17 protein-coding genes and 1 other annotated feature are annotated in these 19,279 nt (G+C 37.8%); of the genes, 8 read left to right on the forward strand and 9 right to left on the reverse strand.

What is annotated here, in order from left to right:
• Positions 1-7: 7 nt before the first annotated feature.
• Positions 8-1,813: a DegV family protein gene (locus ACZ41W_RS09590; protein ID WP_464311757.1), complete on the reverse strand. Its 1,806-nt coding sequence runs from the start codon at positions 1,811-1,813 to the stop codon at positions 8-10.
• Between the two features lie 842 nt (positions 1,814-2,655).
• Positions 2,656-3,357, reverse strand: coding sequence for an NPCBM/NEW2 domain-containing protein (locus tag ACZ41W_RS09595; RefSeq protein WP_464311758.1), 702 nt, complete (start codon positions 3,355-3,357; stop codon positions 2,656-2,658).
• A gap of 455 nt (positions 3,358-3,812) precedes the next feature.
• Here ACZ41W_RS09595 and sdaAB point away from each other — a divergent pair, with 455 nt between their 5' ends.
• Complete coding sequence (sdaAB, locus tag ACZ41W_RS09600) at positions 3,813-4,487, forward strand: L-serine ammonia-lyase, iron-sulfur-dependent subunit beta (protein ID WP_464311759.1); 675 nt, start codon at positions 3,813-3,815, stop codon at positions 4,485-4,487.
• Positions 4,488-4,607: 120 nt separating this feature from the next.
• The gene (sdaAA, locus tag ACZ41W_RS09605) at positions 4,608-5,492 is read left to right on the forward strand and encodes an L-serine ammonia-lyase, iron-sulfur-dependent, subunit alpha (RefSeq protein WP_464311760.1); all 885 of its coding nucleotides are present in this window, start codon (positions 4,608-4,610) and stop codon (positions 5,490-5,492) included.
• A 190-nt stretch (positions 5,493-5,682) separates the two neighbouring features.
• Here the strand turns inward: sdaAA and msrA are convergent, their stop codons facing one another.
• From msrA to ACZ41W_RS09630, 5 genes are all read right to left on the reverse strand, one after another.
• Positions 5,683-6,156, reverse strand: a complete 474-nt coding sequence (gene msrA / locus ACZ41W_RS09610) for a peptide-methionine (S)-S-oxide reductase MsrA (RefSeq protein WP_464311761.1) — start codon at positions 6,154-6,156, stop codon at positions 5,683-5,685.
• A 106-nt stretch (positions 6,157-6,262) separates the two neighbouring features.
• On the reverse strand, positions 6,263-7,159 hold the full coding sequence (locus ACZ41W_RS09615) for a YegS/Rv2252/BmrU family lipid kinase (RefSeq protein ID WP_464311762.1): 897 nt from the start codon (positions 7,157-7,159) through the stop codon (positions 6,263-6,265).
• 13 nt (positions 7,160-7,172) lie between these two features.
• Positions 7,173-7,967 (reverse strand): GNAT family N-acetyltransferase, encoded by a 795-nt coding sequence (locus ACZ41W_RS09620; RefSeq protein ID WP_464311763.1) that lies wholly within the window; start codon positions 7,965-7,967, stop codon positions 7,173-7,175.
• Positions 7,968-7,982: 15 nt separating this feature from the next.
• Positions 7,983-9,362: an A/G-specific adenine glycosylase gene (gene mutY, locus ACZ41W_RS09625; RefSeq protein ID WP_464311764.1), complete on the reverse strand. Its 1,380-nt coding sequence runs from the start codon at positions 9,360-9,362 to the stop codon at positions 7,983-7,985.
• A gap of 25 nt (positions 9,363-9,387) precedes the next feature.
• Positions 9,388-10,410 (reverse strand): diguanylate cyclase domain-containing protein, encoded by a 1,023-nt coding sequence (locus ACZ41W_RS09630; protein ID WP_464311765.1) that lies wholly within the window; start codon positions 10,408-10,410, stop codon positions 9,388-9,390.
• Positions 10,411-10,579: 169 nt separating this feature from the next.
• Here ACZ41W_RS09630 and ACZ41W_RS09635 point away from each other — a divergent pair, with 169 nt between their 5' ends.
• The 5 genes from ACZ41W_RS09635 to ACZ41W_RS09655 all read left to right on the forward strand — a co-directional run bounded on the left by ACZ41W_RS09635 (position 10,580) and on the right by ACZ41W_RS09655 (position 14,906).
• The gene (locus tag ACZ41W_RS09635) at positions 10,580-11,263 is read left to right on the forward strand and encodes a hypothetical protein (RefSeq protein ID WP_464311766.1); all 684 of its coding nucleotides are present in this window, start codon (positions 10,580-10,582) and stop codon (positions 11,261-11,263) included.
• A 185-nt stretch (positions 11,264-11,448) separates the two neighbouring features.
• Positions 11,449-12,114 carry a hypothetical protein gene (locus ACZ41W_RS09640; protein ID WP_464311767.1) on the forward strand — a complete coding sequence of 222 codons (666 nt, stop codon included), beginning with the start codon at positions 11,449-11,451 and terminating at the stop codon, positions 12,112-12,114.
• 171 nt (positions 12,115-12,285) lie between these two features.
• The gene (pgsA, locus tag ACZ41W_RS09645) at positions 12,286-12,816 is read left to right on the forward strand and encodes a CDP-diacylglycerol--glycerol-3-phosphate 3-phosphatidyltransferase (RefSeq protein ID WP_464311768.1); all 531 of its coding nucleotides are present in this window, start codon (positions 12,286-12,288) and stop codon (positions 12,814-12,816) included.
• 22 nt (positions 12,817-12,838) lie between these two features.
• Positions 12,839-13,717, forward strand: coding sequence for a DegV family protein (locus ACZ41W_RS09650; RefSeq protein WP_464311769.1), 879 nt, complete (start codon positions 12,839-12,841; stop codon positions 13,715-13,717).
• A gap of 1 nt (position 13,718) precedes the next feature.
• Entirely contained in the window at positions 13,719-14,906 is a 1,188-nt protein-coding gene (locus tag ACZ41W_RS09655; protein ID WP_464311770.1) for a tRNA-specific 2-thiouridylase, read from the forward strand.
• A 35-nt stretch (positions 14,907-14,941) separates the two neighbouring features.
• On the opposite strand, the gene proS is transcribed toward ACZ41W_RS09655, so the two are convergent.
• Positions 14,942-16,390, reverse strand: coding sequence for a proline--tRNA ligase (gene proS, locus ACZ41W_RS09660; RefSeq protein WP_464311771.1), 1,449 nt, complete (start codon positions 16,388-16,390; stop codon positions 14,942-14,944).
• A gap of 152 nt (positions 16,391-16,542) precedes the next feature.
• Positions 16,543-16,742 (reverse strand) — a binding site (T-box leader).
• 369 nt (positions 16,743-17,111) lie between these two features.
• Between proS and ACZ41W_RS09665 the strand changes: the two genes are divergently transcribed.
• A complete protein-coding gene (locus ACZ41W_RS09665; protein ID WP_464311772.1) occupies positions 17,112-17,531 on the forward strand; it encodes a hypothetical protein in 420 nt (139 codons plus the stop codon).
• Between the two features lie 440 nt (positions 17,532-17,971).
• On the opposite strand, the gene ACZ41W_RS09670 is transcribed toward ACZ41W_RS09665, so the two are convergent.
• On the reverse strand, positions 17,972-19,174 hold the full coding sequence (locus tag ACZ41W_RS09670) for an ATP-binding protein (RefSeq protein ID WP_464311773.1): 1,203 nt from the start codon (positions 19,172-19,174) through the stop codon (positions 17,972-17,974).
• Between the last annotated feature and the right edge of the window lie 105 nt (positions 19,175-19,279).

Below are 19,279 nucleotides of genomic sequence, written 5' to 3' on the forward strand. Positions count from 1 at the left end.
ACTCACCTCATCTTTTGTCATTTGTAATACAGGCAATTGCAACAGCTCCAATACCTGCATGTATCGCTGTAATCGACGATATTTCCGTAAATATTTCAGGAGATTTTCCCGTCAATTCTTCAAATGTTCTTCTGTATTTTTCAGCGAGTGGCTGATTTCCAATATGCACAATCGCATAACGATCCATTCCACCTTGTTTCACCAGACGTTTTACCTTGTTAAAAATCATCCGATCGATTGTTTTGCGTCTAAGCGCTAATCCAAAAGCAGTTCCTTCTCCGTCTTTATTAAGAGACATAATCGGCTTTAAATTCAGTTTCAACAGAATATTTCCAATGGTATTTGGAACACGTCCGCCTTTAACAGCATACTTAAACGTATCCAAACTCACTAATATCGATGCATTTTGAATGTCATTTCGAATGCCCTCTAAAATGATCTTTAAACTCTCTCCTCGATTGGCGCGTTTAGCTGCCTCTAATACGACAAGCCCCTGCGCGCCGGAATTGAGTTTCGAATCCACGAGCGTTACTCGTTCTTCTGCTCCAGACACTTTTAAAATCGCATTTTTAAAACTCGACCAAGTACCACTTAATTTACTAGAAACGCTAACGATCACCACGTGTTCATAAACCTCGAGAAGCGACTCTAGTCGAATCATAATTTGTTTTTCATCCAGTTGTGAACTCGTAGGATAACTCTGACTATTGTCTAAAATGGCATGAATGTTCTCATGATTGGCAGTCAATTTATCCAAATAGACACTATCATCTGCAATTAGCGCAATAGGCAACGTGTGTATTTGCTCTTTTAAAAGTTGTTTATCTTCAATGTCCGCAATTGAATCCGTCAAAATTGCAATTTTTGCTTTTGGATTTTGCTTCACATCAAACTGCAAATACATGTCCTCAACTTTTGACTTACGAATGCGATAATTCGCCTCAATCAGTCTTTTTGTCACCATTGCAGGCGAGTTGGTGTGCACGTGAATTTTGGAAATTTCTTGATTGCCAGTAACAATGACCGAATCCCCTAAATCACTAATCAACCTCAATATTTCAGCCTTATTTTCAATATCTTGATAAACCAGTATTTCCGTACAAAAGCGATGCGTTGGAAACTGTTCAAATGACTCTTCATCTGCTGTATGTTCATGTATCATTTGATGTCTATTGATTACGGGAACCTCTTTGTCGTTTTTCTTCCCTTGTACAATGCTGTTGATGCCTTCCAAAAACAACACAAATCCTTTTGCACCTGCATCAACCACTCGATTTTTTTTGAGGACATCCAACATCTCTGGCGTCTCATCCAAGATTTTATTCACATTTTCATAAGCATTTATCAGTAAATCTTCAAAATAACGATGTTTCTCTCTATTGGTATTCAGGTATTTCGCCCATTCTCTTACAACGGTTAGAATCGTTCCTTCTACAGGTGCATCCACAGCTGAATACACTTCCTTCGCTGCTCCTTCTGCACCCATAGCAAATTGTTCAATGGTCAACGTCTTTAAATGTCCACATGCACGGTAAAATCCATTGATAAAACTTGCAAAAATAATGCCTGAATTGCCACGCGCATTTTCAAAAGCCACATTTGACATAGAATGAATCACCACATTAAAATCCGATGACACCTCAGTTTCTTCCGCAATCGAACTCATGGTTACCATCAAATTCGTCCCAGTATCTCCATCTTTTACAGGAAACACATTGATTTGATTGAGTAGTTCACGATTTTCTCTAACGCGTTCTACACCCGATCTAAAATAATTGTAAAAATCAATTCCATTAATAACAGACGTACTCATCATTCACCTCATATTATCTACATACTCAAATTCAATTATTACCGCATAGGTCGTCTATTGTTGTCATTTTGTTTATCAAATTGCTTGTTAATTTGTAATCATTACAATGTATACCCAATCGTTGCTTCGTCTATCAAAATTTCTTTCAAATTATAAGTTTCATTATGCTTACCTATTGTCAAGTGCACATATAAGATGCTCCTTCACTAAGTCCTCGGCTTCGCCTGCGGAATCGTTCAGGTGCATCTTATATGTGCACTTGAATAGACGTGATTCAAGTCGAAACTTAGTACTGATTTCAACATTAATTAACATAACTAATTTCACTCAGCTCTACAATGTCTATACACATGCATAAAAGAAACAAGTACCCTTGAACGATTCCGCAGGCTGAGTAGCCGAAAATAAAAGAAAGTCATCTTATGATTTTCATCATTTCATCCAACATTAAATATCGATACACAAGCATAAAAAGAAGCAAGTACCCTTGAACGATTCCGCAGGCAGAATAGTTAGGAAACAAAAGAAAGTGATCTTGTGATTTTCATCATGACTCCTAGCTTTAAAATGTCGATATACAAGCATAAATAGAAGTAAGTACCCTTGAACGATTCCGCAGGCAAAGCCGAGGACTTAGTGAAAGGGTACTTGCTTCTTTTTATGCTTATATGAAGTACTTTGAGATTAGTTCCATAGCAACTTCTATCGTATCTGGACTATTTACCAGTTCGTTTAATAAATTTGTTTGTGTGTAAAAAAAAGTGACAAGATCAAATCATACAGACTTTATCTTGCCACTTTCATTATATGGTGTTAAAAATCAAATTACTTGTTTTTTATTTTCAAGGATATAGTGCAATATCAAAAAGGGCTGCATTTGTACTTAAAGAATTCGAATTTTTAAATTCAATTTTCAGTTGATTAAATCCAGAAATATCAACATCAATTGCAATTGGTTTTACGCCCCCGGTCATAATGTCAGATGTATAAATTAATTGGTCATCACCGTAAATTCTTACAATATTTTGAGAAGTACTATCTTTTCGTTCTTCAAGCATTCCAAAAGTAGTTGTAAGTCTGGAATACTTTCCATCAATGTTGTATATTACATATCCATCATACGTCCAAGTCATACTTTTATTTCTATCATAAACTCTACCTAGATTATCAACCGGTTTTTCAACATAATAGGTATCCCTTGAGCGATAGAATGACTTTAATTGTAATAAATATATAGCAGGTGTACCAAGGTCATTTTTTCCTATATAAATTGACCGCGTTTTAGGTTCCCATGTAACCGGTTTTCCTACTGCTTCAGAAATAGCTTTAACAGGCAAATAAGTACTACCATTAATAATAAGAGGTTTTAATTCATTCCCTGCACTATCTTTTGAAATAAATGCATTACCATCTAAGTATACTTTGATATCACTAATGGTTGCTGAAAGCGTAGATGAATTTGCAAACGATACTGCCGATAATAAAAGCGCCATTACTAAAAAAGCTGAAAAAAATCCTGATGAAAAATATTTAATCTTCTTCATAAAATCCCCCATCTGTTATTTATTGATATACTTAATTTTAGAAAAAATATAATTTTATGTCAATAAAAAAACAAATTCACTCTTGTTTTGTACTCAAAGGTTATTAATCGTCCGTAACAATACAACATCGCCTTCATAAAATTAATAGGAACATACAATTAAGCGTTATGTATTTAAACCACTTCCTTCGTAAATTATTCAGAAGCAAGTACCTTTAATCATTTCCACAGGCTGAGTAGCAGAAAACAAACGAGAGTGATCTTATGATTTTCATCATGACTCCTAGCTTTAAAATGTCGATACACAAGCATAAAAAGAAGCAAGTACCCTTGAGCGATTCCGCAGGCGAAGCCGAGGACTTAGTGAAAGGGGACTTGCTTTTTTTATGCTTTATATCTCCCACCATGTCTGCTATGATAGTGATAAATGCATTTTCAAAACATTGGAGGTCTTCCATGAAGGATTACAACATCTTTGACATCATTGGCCCTGTGATGATTGGTCCATCTAGTTCACATACAGCCGGTGCGTGTCGTATTGGCTACACGGCGCTGAATATCATTAAAGTTCCTATAACTGAAGTGAGCTTCACACTCTATGGCTCATTTGCAAAAACCTATAAAGGTCATGGTACAGACATTGCACTTTTAGGGGGATTTTTGGGGCTAAAACCCGATGACGAACGCATCGTCGATGCTTTTAAAATCGCCAACACTCGTGGCTTGAAGTATGAATTTATCACATCTGAAGAGGACGTTGCACATCCAAATACAGTGAAAATCACAGCTAAAACCAACCGACTTGAAACGTACGTTATCATTGGAATTTCAATTGGTGGCGGCAAGATGATGATCACAAGCATCAATGGCATTGACGTACAATATACGGGCGATTTCAATACATTGATTACACATCACAAAGACAATTCCGGCATGCTCTCCAAGATTACGACGCTCTTGTCCGAACATCGTATCAATATCGCGTTTATGAAACTCTATCGCGAAGAAAAGGGAAAGAAGGCCATTGGCATCATTGAAACGGATGAAAATATCGATAAAGAATTGCTTGATGAACTCATTCACATTGACGGCATGCTCTTTGTTAATATGATAGAGAAAATCTATGATTAATCTTTTCGAGGACATTGAACCCCCTCGAAATGTATCGTGTTCTTTTATGATCTTTTATGTTCTTTTATGATCTTTTATGTTCTTTTATGATCGTTCTAAAATACAGTAAGGAGACCGCCTATGAAATTTATATCAGGAGCTGAGATTATTGAGTATTGCAAGCAGAACAATGCAAAACTGCACGATGTCTCATTATCCGTTGAAATCGAAAAAACTGGAAGAAGTTATGGATATATCCGAGATTATCTGAAAAATGTCCTTCGCGTCATGAGTGCCGCAGTGAAATTGGGCATTGAAGATGATGAAGACAAGATCAAAGGCAAGATTATTGGAAATGATAGCGTTTTGTTAAAAAAACGTATGGAATCCTCCCTGACAGTGTGTGGCTCGACGATTGCAAAAGCTGCAGCCTATGCGCTAAGCACGATGGAAGTCAATGCCTCTATGGGGAAAATAGTCGCTTCGCCAACAGCAGGCTCGTGTGGTGTCATGCCAGCTGTTCTCATGACCACCAAGGAACGTTTTAATTTTTCAGAAGAAAAGTTATTAGAAGGATTGCTTGCAGCAAACCTAGTTGGAACCATCGTCGCAAGAAACGCTACGATATCAGGTGCTGAAGGTGGTTGTCAAGCCGAAGTTGGAACTGCATCTGCCATGGCTTCCGGCGCAGTGGTTCATATGCTCGGTGGTACACCTGAGCAAGTTTTCAATGCTGCTGCCATGTGTTTTAAAAATTTGCTCGGCCTCGTATGTGATCCAATCGCCGGACTCGTTGAAAGTCCATGTGCAAAGAGAAATGCCATGGGTGCTGCCAATGCGCTTCTTTGTGCAGAAATGTCACTCGCGGGGATTAATAGCATCATTCCTTTTGACGAAGTTGTGGATGCCATGTATCGAGTTGGAAAGGCACTTCCACCATCCCTAAGAGAAACGTCCATGGGTGGACTTGCCACTACTAAAACAGGCATTCAAATCAATACTGAATTATTTGGAGAAAAAAAATAATTGAAATGATGAATCCACATTAAAAAAGGTAACCTCTACAAGTGCAGCTGTCAGACGACAGATATTGCAACTCGTATGGGTTACCTTTCATTATTTCACTCACTCTCATGAATCAAATGTTTAGATGGATTCATTTGTTTTGAATTTTATGAATCTTTATAGATCTCTTTTATAGGACTCTTCTTTGTCTCTAATCCAAATGAATATGGCAGTATCCACCAGGATTTTTTGTCAGATAGTCCTGATGATATTCCTCAGCTGGATAATAGTATTTGAGCGGCTCAACTTCTGTGACAATTGGCTTTTCATACTTCTTTTGTTCTTCTTCTTTTGAAGCGAGAATGACAGGAAGATCCGCTTCATCTTCATAATAAATGCCTGTGCGATATTGCGAACCAATATCCCCACCTTGGCGGTTAAGAAGTGTTGGATCAATGACTTTCCACAGTTTGCTTAAAATCGTTTCTAGCGAAATCATCATTTCATCATATTCCACAACTAAGACTTCAGCATGTCCCGTCGTATTGGAACAAACTTCTTTATAAGATGGTTCTAAAGTATGGCCATTTGCATACCCAACTTCTGTTTTTTCAATGCCTTTGATTCGTTTAAAATAAGCTTCCATTCCCCAAAAACAACCACCTGCAAGTACGATTTTCTTCATAGAATTCATCCTTTCTCACAATTATGGAAATTGTATAATAATATAACATGATTGTATATTGTATATTGTATTGTTTTTTCACCCGTTCTATTGTTCTGCCTATCCTTTATTGCTCTTTTTGCAAAATAAGTGAATTCACTTTTAATGCACCTTGAAGGACTTCTATCGTCATCGGAAGTTCAGGTCCTGTTTCACCGTCTAAATCAGATGTAATGACATCTTCGCAGTGCACATAGATGTGTCGACCTTGAACATATTGGATATAATCACTTTTTGGATGTTCGCCATTTAGAACTTGTACCGCTAAAGGCATTAAGTCGAGAATTGGACATTTTTTAAATATAATGACATCTAAAAGTCCATCTGCAACATCTGAATAAGGTGCTAATTTTCTAAATCCACCAGCAGAACGTCCATTCATAATAAGCGCAAAATAAATATTTTCTTTATACTCCACGCCATCAATCGTAACAGTCGCATCAAACGTTCTCAATTTCGAGATTTCCTCAACGCCTTTGATATAGTATGCCAAAACGCCAATGACGTTTTTTGCTTGTTCGTTAACACGTTGGCTGATATCGACTAAATTACCGAAACTTGCCACGTTGATAAAATACTTATCGTTGGCTTTACCAATATCACAGTTCACATAATGATCGGTAAGGGCAATCTCAGTCATACCAGCTACATCTTTTGGTACTTCAAAGTACTGCGCAAAATCATTAGCTGTACCTGATGGAAAAAGCGCTAATGGACAATCAATTTTATGCTTCATCATTAAATTGACCACTTGATGCACCGTACCGTCACCACCTGACACGATGATTTTTTTAAATTCACTAAAATCGAGCGTCTGTAAATACGCTTCAACCTCCTGAATATTTTTCATTCTGTAAGGAATAATTTGCATGCCTTCGGACTGAAAACGATCGATGACATAGTCCAGTTGCGCAGGAAAACTGCGAGTACCTGATTTTGGATTGTAAAGTAATAATACTTTCATAATTAACCTCTTGTTATGATTTATTTTCATTTTTAGTTATATGATAGACGCGTTCATAATTTTCAAAGCCAGTACTATGATAGAGTTTGCCAGCAACGGGAGAATCATATTGCAAATAAAGCGTCTTACCTTCACGGACAAGTGCTTCGCAGAGAGATTGAAAACACATGCGACCAATAGATTTTCCTTGAAAAATTTTTTTCGTTGCAACACCGACAATAAGAGCCGATGATTCAGATTCATAATCTGTTTGTGCAACGCTCACCAATTGATTGTTCCATTTGACGCCAACAGCTCGACCTCGTCTACAATTAAGTTTTTCCGTCATGTATTGATCCGCTGCAAAATGTTCAAACACATCTCGATAAACGGATACGATTTCATCCATGTCATCAGAAGACAACAAAGATAGTTGATAGGGTGATTGTAACTCAACCGATTTGCTATGCCAATTTTCCGGTGTGCACCTTGCAATCCATGCGCCTTCACGAATGGTTGTTTCGAAACACATATCCGACAGCAACTGCATAACCTCAGTATGGACGATTGCTTGTTTCCAGTCAATAGACATCAGTAAATTTTCCATGTGATTTTTGCAACATTTTAAATCAAAACCCTCTTGATAGGCTATCTGAATATTCCCTGTTTTTCTTAAAAAGACTGCAACTTTGATCTCATGGCCTTCAGAATATGTCCATGCATCTTGATATGGATTTTGATGATTGAGTGTATAGCAGATAAAATAATTACGTGTTGTATCTTCTTTGACAAAATCATACAGTGTTTCAGCACGCGCTTTTATAAACATCGATTCACTCCTAACTTATCCACGAGCTTTAAATAAACCGTTAATAGTTACCTCTGCAATCACCTGAAACTGCTTCTTGATGGCTGTTGAAATTGCTTCATCTATTTTTGAATGCAACAAGTCATCCAAATTCACCCACATCACCTGTGGATAATCCAGCGTGATTGCATGTTCTGTCCACATAAAAAAAAGTTCTGGATGCCAGACTCTGTGTGTAAACACGTGTTTAAAGCCTTTTTTAGTATGCGAAACTGTGGACTGTAACCCCAAAGTCTCCTGAACCCATATCTCGACTAGTTGCTTGTCCAATGACTCATGAGAATTCTTTGACTTTAGAGAAACTTCCGAAGCTTGTGATACTCGCAGTTCCTGTGAAACTTCCGATTCTTTTGATACTTGCGATTCCTGTGAAACTTGCGGTTTTTGCGAAATTTGCAGTTTTTGTGAAACTTTCAACTCTTGTGAAATTTGCAGTTTTTGTGAAACTTGCAACTCCTGTGATACTCGCGACTCTTTGGATATGCCTTGTTCCTTACGATATTCATCAAGATCAAATGCTGGAAATCCCCATAAGTCAGATAATAGTCCCAAATCATTTTTTCTCATGAGTAACACCTGATTTTGATGAAGCATCACGATCATAGCCACTCTTTGTTCAATTTTTTTCGCCTTTTTAATTTTTACGGGATAGTCTTTCGTCGTCTGGTGCAGATTGGCCCTACAAGTCACACGAAATGGACATAGTTCACATCTAGGCTGTGTCGGCGTACACACTGTGGCTCCAAGCTCCATCATCGCTTGATTAAAATCTCCAACAGGTCGACTTTCATGATGTTGCATGAGCTCCTTCATCAACTCATTGGCCTGATTACGAAAAATCATTACATTCTTAGGCTGGTTGACAGCGAGGTCATTTTCGTAGATTCTCGACAACACTCGAAACACATTGCCATCAACCGCTGCGATGCACTCATTAAAAGCAATCGATGCAATTGCAGCAGATGTATAAGGACCAATCCCTGGAAGTTTCTCTAACGCTGCTGCACGATTTGGAAACTCACCACGATATTCAGTCGCTACGATTCGTGCACATTTGATCAGATTGCGTGCACGGGAATAGTACCCAAGGCCTTCCCAATATTTAAATACTTCTTCTTCATTTGCATTTGCAAGGGATTCTACAGTTGGAAATCGCTCCATAAATCGGTGGTAATACGGTAAAACCGTCACCACTTGCGTTTGTTGAAGCATAATTTCCGAAATCCACACTTTGTAGGGCGTAATATCATGACGCCAAGGGAGATCCCTTTTAACACCATCATACCATTCGAGCAAATCGGTTGGTGGTTGGAAATTAGTTGAACTCACTAAATTCTGTTTTTTCTTCAAACTCATTAATCTTCCTTTTATATAATAACTGCTAACGTGTCATACACGTGTTACCACCCTTGGATTTTGCACGTTTTAAACGGTCTGCAACTCGATCCATCACGGATTGCTGTGTGTCTCCTTTTCGGATCACAGTTCCACCCACAGAGACTGTAAATTCAATATCTCTAAAGGTTTCATTTCGCAAAACGCTTCCCTCTGCGAGAATACGAATACGCTCACATAACTTCTGCATGTGTTCATTGGTGACACCCGAGAAGAAAAATAAAAATTCATCATTTTGCCATCTGCCGATAAAATCAGCCCCTCTAAATGAATTTCTAAATGTTCTTGCAAGTACACTTAACACTTCATCGCTCAATGCTCTTCCAAAAGTTGCATTCACGCCTTCGAAATTATCAATATCCACAAGTGCAACGCCAAAATGAAATGAAAATCGCTCAAACATCTTGATTTTTTCATCTAAAATAAGATCTATATAGGTCCGATTAGGAAGATCTGTCAAAGGATCCATCAAAAGCAATTGCGATTCAGCATTCAATCGTTCAGAAGTCTTAACCGACTCCATTACTGGTGCCATCGTTACGAGCACAGATCTCTCGCCATTTGGAAGGGCTTCTAACATAGAAACTCTGTATTTTAAAGGGACGCGATGCCCGCGTTTATGTTTTGTATACGCATCTACTTCACGTTGTACGCCATCGGAAAAAGTAAGTTCTACCGGACAATTACCAAGACACAGTTGTCTACCTGCATCATCCATCAAATTGAGGATATCCTCAGAAAAATTCGTCATAAGCATATCTTCAGCACTATACCCCGTCAATCGCTTTGCCCCTTGATTCCAGTGCAAAATCGTCCCCATCTCACTGACAATAAATGCACCTTCAAAGAGTACATTTAATATCTCCATTTGAAGTTTCATCTCAGGACCCATTTCTTGACTCATCTCTAGAGTTTCTTTTTTACGTTTTTTATGTGTGTTGTCCTTTTCTTGAGTGCGGTCCTTTTCTTGAGTATTGTCATTTACTTGAGTACTTTGTTTTTCAGACATGGCATCCTCCGATTTCATCATTCTCTTTTTAGTATATACCCAAATCAGTGATTTGAAGACTGAAAATTTTATAATGCTTAACTTACTGTGAATTTCTTAGTATAATATCTTTGAAAATTACATCATCTATATTTTGAAAATTACACCATCTATATAAAGTGAGGACATTATGTATTGCAGCGAATGTGGAACTAAAATCAACGACGATTGTAGTTATTGCTATCATTGTGGAAAGAAAATTCATTACAACCTAACAAATAAATCAAAAAGCACCGTTAAGCCTACTCAAATGTTTTTTTCAGATTCAAAACAAAATCATGTGCAGAATTTTTCATTTAAGCGGATTTCTAAAATAATTAAATTACATCCAATCATTTCATTAATTATTGCTATAGTTTCAATTTGCTCGGTATACTTGTTTATAAGCACTTCAAATTTTGATGGTCCTCATAGCGATATGAATAAAACACCACAGTCAGTGACCAGAAATTTTTTTAAGGCAATCAAAAATGAAGATGTAGATTTGCTGTTATCTTGTATTAAAGACGGTAAGTATTTAGATGAATATGGAGATCCAGTTAGAGATCAAACGCGTATCGAGGGGTATTTACATGAAGCAAACGCTCTAATGGCAAATCGTTACGGTTCAAATTGGTATCACAAACTAAAAGTTGACCGAGCTGAATCCTTTAACGAGGAAGACTACCCTATGTTATATTACCTGAACGTTAGTATTTCTTCTGAAGCTAACGGTCTCATAATGATTGAAGAGTCCGAAGGTCGTTATTATATTGAACCATATGGTGCAAATCGTTCAGAAATTGAAGGTTACCAAGATATTGTAGGTAGGTAAAAATTTGCCTTTCCTTCAACGCTTACCTCGTTTCATCATTCTTAAATTTCCATTAATTAGAGTTCTGTCCTAGTCTTATACTAAAAAAAATGATATAATTTCTCAGTATTAACTACGTCGTTGTATTTTAGTAGTTGTATCTTAGTACTTTTATTTCGACAAAGTCTCATAATTTGGAGAATTTTATGCCAACACAACAAGATTACATATATCTTGTATTTTCAAAAACTGGAACGTGGCTTGCAAGAACGATCAAGCATTTCACCCCTTCGAGTTATGTGCACACGTCCATTAGCTTTGATGATACATTTTCGAGAATGTACAGTTTCGGAAGAGTGAATCCAGACAATCCATTTTCAGGTGGATTTGTAGAAGAAAATTTATTTGAAGGCGTCTATAAAAAAAATGATGCTGCTGAATGTAAAATATACCGAGTTCCAGTAACGAGAAGGCAATTCAACGGCCTTAATCGCGATATTCGATTTTTTTACAAACATCGTCATCGCTACCACTATAATTTTTTAGGCCTTTTTGGCGTACTAGTGAATCGTCCACTTCCTCGTAAAAATCACTATTTTTGCTCTCAATTTGTCTATATGCTTCTAAAAAAGCATGGTGTTTTAGACATCGGAAAACATCCGGGACTGGTGCAAGCGACGGATTTCTTTGATCTGGACAACATGACACTTATATATGAAGGCAATATCAAACAATTTAAAAAACTTCGACACGAGCTTATGCGACATTTTTCTCGCCATGAACAACTACATGGACACGAACAAGTACATGGACATCAACCACTACGAGAACATCAACCATTGTTTGAACACGAACCCTTTCATAGACATTAATGGTTATCACAAATACTTAAAACACATTCTAGCTTTATCTACGAATGTGTTTTTTTATGTTTTCGTTGTATATTCTCCTCTATTGACAACTTCAATTGAAAACAACTTCTAATTCGTTTATAATCAAATTAAGTGTAATTTTGTATTCCATACTCGAGAGGAGTGAAACGGTTGAAAAACACCCCAAATATTCTTACAGCCATCCGCCTTTGTTTAGTCCCAGTGTTTTATTTTGTTTATTTTTCTAATTTGTCTTATGCACATTTATTCGCACTTATTATTTTTATTATTGCCGGGATAACAGATTTTTTGGATGGTTACATTGCAAGGAAATATCAACTGATTACTCCATTTGGTACCGTATTTGATCCGCTAGCAGATAAACTCATGCTGCTAACAGCGCTCACTTCGCTGTATATCGATCACTATGTGCCATTTTGGGTCCTGCTCATTATGTTGGTCAAAGAACTCTTTATGATTTGTACAGGTATCTATTTATACTTACGTAAAGAAAAACTCATTATTCCGTCAAACATTTTTGGCAAGCTCGCAACTGTTGTATTTAGCCTCTCCATTGTATTGTTACTTTGGATGCCAGATGCTAAGTGGTTGCAATATCTTTTAATTCTCGCAGTTGGGTTCAAACTTACAGCCTTTTCTTCCTATGTGACATTTATGATTAGGAGAAAATCACATCACTAAGAAAAGAAACTGGAGGCGCTCAATGAACCTAAAAATCATAACAGATTCCTGCTGTGATTTACCCCTTCAATTTGTAGAAGCACACACATCGCTTTTACACGTCATTGGCATGCCGATACGCATCCAAGACAGAGACGTAATTGATGACTTGGGTAAATCTTATGACAAGACGGAATTCTACAATCTTTTAAGACAAGGCATCATGCCGACTACTTCACAGATCAACGCGTTTCGTTTTGAAGAAGTTTTTCGCAAAGAACTCGCCGAAGGCAATGACATCGTATACTTACCACTCTCTTCAGGAATGAGCGGCACGATGAACTCAGCTATGATTGGCAAACTCAATGCGCTTGAAGATTATCCAGAGCGAAAAATCGAGATCGTCGATACTGTCTCTGCATCTATTGGACTTGGCGTCTTAATTGTTGGAGCCGTACGACTCGCACAAGCTGGAAAATCAGCAGAAGAAGTAGCCGCATGGGCAGATTCTGTCAAACTCAAAACACAACATTGGTTTGGTGTAGACAACCTCACATATTTAAAAAATGGCGGTCGCATCTCTTCTACCTCAGCTATGGTAGGAAATGTTCTCAACGTCAAACCGACACTCGGACTCGACAATGAAGGACGAATCAAACCTTATGGCAATGTCAGAGGCCGTAAAAAATCCATCGCACTTTTAGCTTCAAAAGTTAACGAACATTTTGATCCATCACTCACACAGTTTATCATCGTTGGCCATGGCAATTGTCCAGATGACGCAGAACAGCTTGTTCAGCAGATTCGAGACATCAAACCAAACGTAGAAATTATCGTCAGTGAACTTTCAATGACGATTGCATCACATGTTGGTCCCGATATGATAGCAGTGGCATTTGTTGGAACTGAAAGGGTCAATTAATATGAGTAAAATAGCAGTAGGATTGAGCGGTGGTGTCGATAGTGGCACCACCGCCCTTTTACTTAAAAAGCAAGGTCACGAAGTCATCGGTGTTACCATGTGGCTCTTTGACCACCAATCCAGCGAAATTGAATCTGCACGCCAAATAGCCAAATGCCTAGAAATAGAACACTTGGTACTCGATTATCGCACCTATTTTAATGATCTTGTCATTAAAAACTTTCACGATGCTTATGCACAAGGAAATACGCCCAATCCATGCCTAATCTGCAATGAAAAACTCAAATATGGGCGACTCATTGAAGATGCAGTCGCACATGGCGCTGAGTATTTTTCAACTGGACACTATGCAAAGTGTGTGTATAACCAAGATACAGGTGAATACGAACTCTATCGCTCAGAAAATAAGCGCAAAGATCAATCGTACAATCTCTATCATCTCAATCAAGAGACGCTGAGTCGGCTGATTTTTCCCCTTGGCGATATGGAAAGTAAAGCCGCTGTTCGCGAGACATTTGCGTCCTATCATCTTGAACTCGCCGAGAAAAAAGACAGTATGGGCATCTGCTTCATCGAACACAAAAACCATGCGCTCTATCTTAAAGAACACTCTCATCCGGCCATGTCCCCTGGTGACTTTGTCCTCACCACAGGAGAAATCGTGGGGCATCATCAAGGAACCGCTCACTTCACCATTGGGCAAAAAAGGCGACTGGGCAAAGACCTAAACGGACAATATCTCAATGGAAAATACGTCGTAACAGAGCTGAATGCCCATTCACAGATCGTTACACTTGGAAGCGAAGAGGATCTTTTATATCACACCATCGACTGTGAAGATTTCAACCTCATTTCACCCAAGCTACAAGCGTCGTTGCTTCAGGAATCGCCTGACGAAAATACGCTTGAAGTCTCCGTCATCGTCAGCCAGTGGTCAGCGGTTTACGAAGGAAAATTATGCATTGTGAAGTCAGATGAACTGTTCAAACCAGAATTAACAGTTGAAGTAGGCGAAATCATTCACTCAAATAGTTCAAAGACAACCTGTCTTCTAGAGAACAAAAAAATAAAGACCGCTGCTCGCCTCACGTTTGAAAGTCCCGTTCGGGCACCTTCAAAAGGACAAGCATTGGTCTGTTATATTGGCGATCGTTTAATCGGTGGTGGAATCATCACATCTTATAAATAAATGTGGGGATTCGCCACTTTTTTATATTGATTTTCTTAGTACGCTTTTGCCATGTAAACCATGTGTTTCGCTGGTTTGCCACAGAATGGACACGTATCGCCCAAGTTTTCTTGTTCAAATGGAAGACAGCGAATCGTTACGCCTGTATCTGCTTTTACCTGTGCTTCACACGCTTCGTCGCCACACCACATCGTTTTAGCAAAACCAGGTGTTTCTACCATTTTAGTTTTGAATTCATCGTATGTGCTAAATGTAAACGTCTTCTCATCTCTATTTTTTCTTGCTCTTTCAAGCATGTCGTAATGAATCGTATCCAATAACGTTTTAACGGTCTCAACAGCCCCTTCGCGGTTTAACGTCATCTTTTCAAGCGTGTCGCGTCTTGCTGCCATCATCACGCCGTTTTCAATATCTCTAGGACCCACTTCTAAACGGAGTGGCACGCCTTTCATTTCATATTCATTGAATTTCCAGCCTGGTGAATACTCCGCGCTGTCGTCTAACTTCACGCGGATACCCGCTGCTTTAAGTTCATCAAATAGCGCATTAACGTGCTCAAGTACGCCTTCTTTTTTCTGTGCAATTGGAATAATCACTACTTGAATTGGTGCAAGTCTTGGTGGCAATACCAAACCTCTGTTATCGCCATGCACCATGATTACGCCGCCGATTAGACGAGTCGATACGCCCCATGATGTATGATGTGGATGTTCAAGTTCGCCTGTTCTGCCTTGGAATGTGATTTCAAACGCTTTCGTAAAGTGTTGCGCTAAGTTGTGTGAAGTTCCCGATTGAAGCGCTTTACCATCATGCATAAGCGCCTCGATTGTGTACGTCGCTTCAGCACCAGCAAATTTTTCACGATCTGATTTTCGACCGGCAACCATTGGAATTGCTAAAAGTTCTTCAGCCATCTCTTGATAAATGCCGAGCATTCTAAGTGTTTCTTCTTGCGCCTCTTGTTGTGTTTCATGAAGCGTATGACCTTCTTGCCATAAGAATTCAGACGTTCTTAAAAATGGACGCGTCGCTTTTTCCCAGCGTACAACCGAACACCATTGGTTATAAAGATATGGAAGTTCTCTATAAGTTGTGAGCCATTTTGAGTACATAGAACAAATAATCGTCTCAGATGTTGGTCGTACACAAAGACGTTCAGCAAGCTCTTCACTACCGCCATGTGTTACCCAAGCCACTTCTGGCGCGAAACCTTCAACGTGCTCTTTTTCTTTGTTTAATAAACTCTCTGGAATTAAGAGTGGGAAATACACATTTTGATGACCTGTTTCTTTGAAACGTCTGTCTAAAAATGCTTGAATCCCTTCCCAAAGTGCATAACCGTATGGTTTGATGACCATAAAACCCTTTACAGGTGAATAGTCTACTAAGTCCGTCTTTTTGATGACATCTGTATACCACTGTGCGAAATCATCTTCCATTTTGGTAATGTCTTTTACAAATTCTTTTTCATTTTGCTTACTCATTATAACCTCCGTTAAGATTCATTTTATTTCTCGTGTTTATATGATTACTCTTATTTACTTGATTTCTCTTATTCACCGATAAAACAACACTCGATGATGTCCTCTTTATCCACTTTTACTTTCAAAAAAACAAAAAGCCTTCATCTCTTATTGCTAGAGACGAAGACTCGCGGTACCACTCTAATTAGTAAATTGCTTTACTCACTCGTATAGGATATAACGGTCCTTCCCGTGTACGATTAATACATGCTCAAAGGTAGGTTCAGTGCCATTTACTCTAGGGATCTTTCAGCCGGTGAATCCCATTCTCTAAAGATATCGTTGCACTTACTGGCCTTTTCATAGCCTTATACTACACCCAAAGATTTTTGCAGACTTGTGGGTGTCTAATTTGTCATTCTTCAATTAATATAATCCGTCCCTTTGATTTTGTCAAGGTGTGAGGGAAAATTATGGGGTATGATGGGGTGGCGCTTCACATAATGGTGCTTCCTTCACTTGGTCCTCGGCTGCGCCTGCAGAATCGTTCATGAATCACCATTATGTGAAGCGTCGTCCCACTTACATGGAATTTTCGCCGGTGGCGTTGTGCATGAACGGATTGTAACAACAAGATAAGCGCAAATTTGATGCAACATTTAACCAAAGTACATGTTATATGTTGAAGTGATGGAATTATCGAAGACTTTATGGTAACATCATTAAAATAGGAGGTATCTAAATGTTTAATTTCTTAGATGAAAATATTGATGCATTGATTAAATATTCAAGGTATTATTTAGGTTTTAGTTTCACTTTATTCTTACTTATTGGTGGCGCTGGATATGAATTATTCAGTCAGCGATCAGTCTTATCGTTGTTCATTGGTTTTTCATATTATATATTTTTTAACCTACCTGGATTGATCATGAAATTACAAAAAAAGGTTAATAAACATAGTTGGGAAAAAACCAAGAAGAGACTTAGACGCCAGTTGAATTTTTTTATTGTTTTTTTCACTATTGGAACAATGATGTTTTTACTTGGTAGTATAATGAATTTCGAAAGGGTGACATTTTTTTTAGTTGCGATTAATATGCCATTAGGAATTGTATTAGGAAGTATAAAAACTAAGAAAACATATCTATACGATAAGACATAATAAAGAAGTTTCCTCATTGAGTTTATTAAGGTGTGGGGGAAAACTATGGAGTATGATGGGACGACGCTTCACATAATGGTGCTTCCTTCACTTGGTCCTCGGCTGCGCCTGCGGAATCGTTCATGAATCACCATTATGTGAAGCGTCGTCCCACTTACATGGAATTTTCGCCGGTGGTGTTGTGCGTGAACAACCATTAAATCTCACGACAATTCTTTTCTGTAGGATTTTCGCCGGGTCGATACAATTGATATTGAGACTAATATCAAGAGAGCTCCGCCTGCAAATAGAATTAATTTTGGAACTATCCATTCACCTGTGTTCAAGTAACTAAAAATCGGATTCCAAATTATGAATTGGCTTTTAATGACAATAAAAGTTTCAACTCCTACTAATAGTTCCGAAGCATTTCTAACCGTTGTCATTACTGGTATCAAAAGTTAAAAATTGTATTTTTCAAGCAGAAAATCCATCAAATTCAAATGTACAATTCCCTCTTTTGACAGATCTACCTTATCCATAGTAATCAAGTACTTAGGAAATTGATCATTAATCTTAATAAGTGAATTGATTTCACGATCATATGTCGCATCATCAAGTGCTGTTAAACTCACCTGGAAATACAACCTCGCTGTACCCTTAATTGCTATAAAATCTATTTCATAAGACATATTTTTTCCAACAGTCACCTCATAACCCATTCTTCGCAGTTGAATGTAAACGAGGTTTTCAACGATATGTCCTAAATTTCCCTGTTTATATCCAAGGAGTTTATTTCTTAAACCTGTATCTACAACATAATACTTCCCATTGGTTTTTAAACGTTCTTTACCTCGAATATCATAACGTTCACATTGATAGAGCATGTGGGCATCACACATTAATTGAAGGTAATTATCCACAGTATCAGAAGTGATTTTATGACCATGAGATAGCATCGTATTTTTTATACCATTGGCAGACAGATTATTTCCAATATTCTCGAATACAAACTTAGCTACTTTATAAAAAGCACCTTCATCTTTTATATTTCCTCTCATGATAATGTCTCTGGTGAAGACTGAATCAAATAAGCCTGACAATATAGCTTCCACTACTTCCTCTTGCTTTGCAAGACCTACTGCTGGAAATGACCCAATACGAAGGTATTCATCAAAAAAATTTTCTGCAAATTCTTCTTTATAGGATTTAAATTCAAGGAACTCTTTAAAAGATAAAGGAAAGATCTTTATTTCAATGTAGCGCCCAGAAAGATAGGTTAAATGCTCTCCAGAGAACATTCTCGAGTTTGAACCTGTTACATAAATATCTGCATCAAAACTCGCTCTAAGGCTATTAATGACTTTTCCCCACGATTCAATTTCTTGTACTTCATCAATCAAAAATGTCATCCGCTTATTCTTTACGACTTTTGCTTCTATAAACTTATGCAAATTATGACTGTTTTTTAAATCATCATACATGAATTTTTCAAAGTTAATCTCAACAATTTGATTTTCTTCTACACCTTGTTCTAGCAAGTATGTTTTATAAAGTGAGAGTAGTGACGATTTACCAGACCTTCGAACACCCGTAATCACTTTTACAAAATCATTGTCTCTATATTGGATAAGTTGATCCATATATCGCTTTCGGTTAATCATATACTCCCTCCTTTTTTCTAATTATAGTCTAAAAAATGATGATTATCAATAATTTTCCGATTAACAATAGGAAAACTTCTATATCCGTCCATCCCTTGAAACTCA

The sequence above is a fragment of the Fusibacter fontis genome (genome assembly GCF_055378735.1).

Coding starts and splice junctions, on each gene's coding strand:
- ACZ41W_RS09590 (WP_464311757.1), bottom strand. CDS start 1,813: ATGAGTACGTCTGTTATTAATGGAATTGATTTTTACAATTATTTTAGA.
- ACZ41W_RS09595 (WP_464311758.1), bottom strand. CDS start 3,357: ATGAAGAAGATTAAATATTTTTCATCAGGATTTTTTTCAGCTTTTTTA.
- sdaAB (WP_464311759.1), top strand. CDS start 3,813: ATGAAGGATTACAACATCTTTGACATCATTGGCCCTGTGATGATTGGT.
- sdaAA (WP_464311760.1), top strand. CDS start 4,608: ATGAAATTTATATCAGGAGCTGAGATTATTGAGTATTGCAAGCAGAAC.
- msrA (WP_464311761.1), bottom strand. CDS start 6,156: ATGAAGAAAATCGTACTTGCAGGTGGTTGTTTTTGGGGAATGGAAGCT.
- ACZ41W_RS09615 (WP_464311762.1), bottom strand. CDS start 7,159: ATGAAAGTATTATTACTTTACAATCCAAAATCAGGTACTCGCAGTTTT.
- ACZ41W_RS09620 (WP_464311763.1), bottom strand. CDS start 7,967: ATGTTTATAAAAGCGCGTGCTGAAACACTGTATGATTTTGTCAAAGAA.
- mutY (WP_464311764.1), bottom strand. CDS start 9,362: ATGAGTTTGAAGAAAAAACAGAATTTAGTGAGTTCAACTAATTTCCAA.
- ACZ41W_RS09630 (WP_464311765.1), bottom strand. CDS start 10,410: ATGTCTGAAAAACAAAGTACTCAAGTAAATGACAATACTCAAGAAAAG.
- ACZ41W_RS09635 (WP_464311766.1), top strand. CDS start 10,580: ATGTATTGCAGCGAATGTGGAACTAAAATCAACGACGATTGTAGTTAT.
- ACZ41W_RS09640 (WP_464311767.1), top strand. CDS start 11,449: ATGCCAACACAACAAGATTACATATATCTTGTATTTTCAAAAACTGGA.
- ACZ41W_RS09650 (WP_464311769.1), top strand. CDS start 12,839: ATGAACCTAAAAATCATAACAGATTCCTGCTGTGATTTACCCCTTCAA.
- ACZ41W_RS09655 (WP_464311770.1), top strand. CDS start 13,719: ATGAGTAAAATAGCAGTAGGATTGAGCGGTGGTGTCGATAGTGGCACC.
- proS (WP_464311771.1), bottom strand. CDS start 16,390: ATGAGTAAGCAAAATGAAAAAGAATTTGTAAAAGACATTACCAAAATG.
- ACZ41W_RS09665 (WP_464311772.1), top strand. CDS start 17,112: ATGTTTAATTTCTTAGATGAAAATATTGATGCATTGATTAAATATTCA.
- ACZ41W_RS09670 (WP_464311773.1), bottom strand. CDS start 19,174: ATGATTAACCGAAAGCGATATATGGATCAACTTATCCAATATAGAGAC.